This is a genomic window from Syntrophales bacterium, assembly GCA_030655775.1.
In the GTDB taxonomy this organism is placed as follows: Bacteria; Desulfobacterota; Syntrophia; order Syntrophales; family JADFWA01; genus JAUSPI01.
Map to the genome: position 1 here is coordinate 1 of JAUSPI010000199.1, position 2846 is coordinate 2846.

Annotated in this window: 4 protein-coding genes; all 4 read right to left on the reverse strand. The window is 41.1% G+C overall.

Features of this window, described 5'->3' with window-relative positions; genetic code table 11:
* Positions 1-181: 181 nt before the first annotated feature.
* A complete protein-coding gene (locus tag Q7J27_10725) occupies positions 182-886 on the reverse strand; it encodes an ISL3 family transposase (protein MDO9529617.1) in 705 nt (234 codons plus the stop codon).
* Between the two features lie 30 nt (positions 887-916).
* On the reverse strand, positions 917-1444 hold the full coding sequence (locus tag Q7J27_10730; GenBank protein ID MDO9529618.1) for a transposase family protein: 528 nt from the start codon (positions 1442-1444) through the stop codon (positions 917-919).
* Positions 1445-1466: 22 nt separating this feature from the next.
* A complete protein-coding gene (locus tag Q7J27_10735) occupies positions 1467-1700 on the reverse strand; it encodes a GxxExxY protein (protein ID MDO9529619.1) in 234 nt (77 codons plus the stop codon).
* A 138-nt stretch (positions 1701-1838) separates the two neighbouring features.
* Positions 1839-2846 (reverse strand): GDP-mannose 4,6-dehydratase (gene gmd, locus Q7J27_10740; GenBank protein ID MDO9529620.1); only part of this gene is annotated, 1008 nt, incomplete at its 5' end.

Here is a 2846-nt window from a genome sequence, read left to right on the forward strand (position 1 = left end):
TCCTGGGGCGGCAGTTGCGGATTTCATTGGTTTTCCTTTCAAAATAATCGAAACCAAATTTAACAAATTCCATCGAAATAGAAATCAGAAAGAGGTAGATATGTTTTGAATTTTCATGTGATGTTTATCATTTATAGATTACTTAAGGAATTTGATAAAGGAAAAATGGTTCTTTCTCATTTCAAGTGGGTAACCCAACTTTGCTATAGTCCAACTTCCCTGTAAGCATATAGATTATTGTTCTGAGGTTTTTAAATGTCCTATAACCTCTTGCCTTTGCCTTTGCTGCCTGCACCAAACTGTTGAGCCCTTCTAATATGCCATTACTTAACTTGCTGTCATACCAGCGCAGCACTCCAGACCAATGACGCTTTATCGTCTTCGCTGCTTCCTTTATTGCTTCAATTCGGCTATGTGTCGCCCAGAAATACCATTTCTTTAACGACTTCTCAAAGTTCTCTCGTGTCTTCTCCTTGTAGATTTCCTGAAAATTCTCACGAATATGATATGCCCTTACCGTCTTTAAGTTTAACCTCGACATAGACTCTATTGCCTTTAAACTCTCCTTCTGCAATTCCGTTAAGTTGGCTCTGTTCTTTAAAAATAGATACTTCTGTCCTCGTAATATCTCTTGCTCCTTTACTTCCGCCTTTCTCACTTCATCTACAGCGTTGTTGATTATCTTCATGATGTGAAATTTATCAAAGGTGATCTCCGCCTGGGGAAAGTTCTCTTCTACGCCTTTGATAAACGCCGGAGACATGTCTATGCTCATATCCGTTATATCGAGAGGCTTGCCTCCATGATCCATGAGGTCTTCCTTGAATTCAGAAGTGGTCTCAGATCCCTTGCCCTCTGCAACAAAGATCGTTTTCTTATCATCCAAATCTACAAACAGCCTGCCCGAAAGACAAGGTCAGGCGGGGGAGACATAGTCATGTCCTTTACTTTTAGATGTCTCATCGATCCCTATTTTAGTCACTCCAGAGTAATCCTCTAATTTCCGTCCGGCAACTGCCGGATAGTAGCTCATCATCCTCCAGAGTTTGTTGTCATCCACTTTGATTATCTGGGATACCCTGTTTACCGGCATCTCACGGCATAGTGTCATGGCAAATGATTCAAAGAGAAAGGTAAAATCGGCATCGCTTCGTGCCCACGGAACTTCAATCTGAAGTATCCCGTCTTCTTTACATTCTGTCCTCGGAACCCTTACAACCAAATAACATGCATATTGGAAAAAGTTCATATGCCGCCATTGCTTCTCTGTCGTATCATAGGCTTTTACTTCTTTCTTGCACTTCGGACATGGAAAAACACTCCCCTTCGGAAAATCAAGGAAGATATTTATCCTTCCTTCTTTCTCTAAAAACTCTATCTTTGTTATTTCCCACGGAGATTCCAACTTGAGTGCCTTGCTGAATAATGATTCTAAAACTTCCATTGAGGGCTCCTTCCTTTTTCCTCTATTTTACTCTACCCACTTGAAATGAGAAAGAACCCTTTTTTTCAAGTTCAATACCTTTGAAAGTAATTGTTAATTCTTTTTCTTGTTCGAAGGGAATTCCCTGATGTCTGAATTCAATGGCCAACGCTTCCTGGTAGACGGCTTCTAAAAAGCCGGGACCGAGCACTTTATGCACCTCCATACAGGCGCCGATAATTTTGTAACTCTCTTCTTTGAATACCAAATTTTCCATTTTTAAACTACGAATTACACGGATTACTCTAATAGTTTCATAACTACGAATTACACGGATTTACGCGAATTGTTTTTATTATACATATTTTTAGTGAAATTAGCGCTCCGCAGGAGTCTCTTTGAGATAATTAGTAGTTCAGAATCCTCTTTTCAACACTTTTTCGTAGTCGCTTTTGGCCATCATTCTGGCTAATTCTGCAAACTTTACCTTTGGTTGCCAGCCGAGTTTTTCTTTTGCTTTGGAATAATCACCAATTAAAAGATCAACTTCCGTTGGACGAAAATAGCGAGGATTGATTTCAATCAGCGTTTTGCCTGTCTGCTGATCCATTCCTTTTTCATTGACACCTTCACCCTGCCATTCAATACTCATATCAAGTTCAGCAAAGGCAATTTCACAAAAATCACGGACAGTATGTGTTTCACCTGTGGCGACAACAAAATCGTCTGGTTCTTCTTGTTGCATCATCAGCCACATGGCTTCCACAAATTCCGGGGCAAAGCCCCAATCGCGTTTGGCGTCAAGGTTGCCAAGTGAAAGTTTATCCTGCAATCCGGCTTTGATTCGGGCGGCGGCGCGGGTAATTTTACGGGTTACAAAAGTTTCGCCTCTGCGCGGTGATTCGTGATTGAAGAGGATTCCGTTACATGCAAATAAATTATAGGCTTCCCGATAATTTTTGATTATCCAATAGGCATAGAGTTTGGCGACTCCATAAGGCGAGCGGGGGTAAAAAGGAGTATTCTCAGTTTGCGGGATTTCCTGGACTTTGCCATAGAGTTCACTGGTGGATGCCTGGTAAAATTTTGTGTTTAGGCCTACTTCTTTTATGGCATCGAGAAATCGTAGTACCCCAACTCCATCAACCTCGGCTGTATATTCCGGAACTTCAAATGATACCTGAACATGGGATTGAGCGCCAAGGTTATATATCTCATCTGGTTCTGTTTTTTCTAATAAACGATTCAGATTACTCGAATCCGTTAGATCACCATAATGCAGGAAAAGTTTTTTACCGTAAACTTCCCTATCATTAAACAAGTGGTCTATTCTGCCGGTGTTGAATGAACTGCTTCGGCGGATGATGCCGTGGACGATGTAGCCTTTTTCAAGTAATAACTCTGTGAGATACGAACCGTCTTG